Source organism: Nitrosomonas mobilis (assembly GCF_900103035.1).
In the GTDB taxonomy this organism is placed as follows: Bacteria; Pseudomonadota; Gammaproteobacteria; order Burkholderiales; family Nitrosomonadaceae; genus Nitrosomonas; species Nitrosomonas mobilis.
In genome coordinates this window covers 1-414 of sequence record NZ_FMWO01000087.1, presented here as the reverse complement: position 1 = coordinate 414, position 414 = coordinate 1, and the positions used below count along the sequence as shown (strand labels likewise).

The following is a 414-nucleotide window of genomic DNA, read 5'->3' as shown; positions in this document are numbered from 1 at the left end:
GTTGTACCATCTAACACAACCCAGGATTACACCGCCCTGGTAATGTCGCCATTTGAAATCCGACATTGAGAAATACCCTGAAAAAATTCAATAATGCACCAATTTTCTTATTTTTTGCAACAGAGCCCGGCGCACTAGCGTGCTATTTTTTCCGTCTTCTGAAGCATCCCCAGCCTGCTGAAAACACAATAATTTCAATAAAAGTTTTTTGACAAACAAATCTTTATATAGTATCAATAATGATACTATAATAGAAAGGTAGTCTTATGACACAAACAGAAAAGCTATTAGAACCTGTTCAAAGTCTCCGAGTTATGAGAAGCTTGGGAGATGAGAAGAGATTATCCAAGTGATATCAAGTCGGAGCAATTCGAGGTTATCAGGCCTTTGCTGGAGAGTGCCCGCAAAAGGACA

At 39.1% G+C, this 414-nt stretch carries 1 pseudogene; it reads left to right on the top strand.

The window, feature by feature from the left end:
* Window positions 1-330 precede the first annotated feature (330 nt).
* Window positions 331-414, top strand: a pseudogene (locus NSMM_RS15315) (IS5/IS1182 family transposase); the annotation flags it as partial.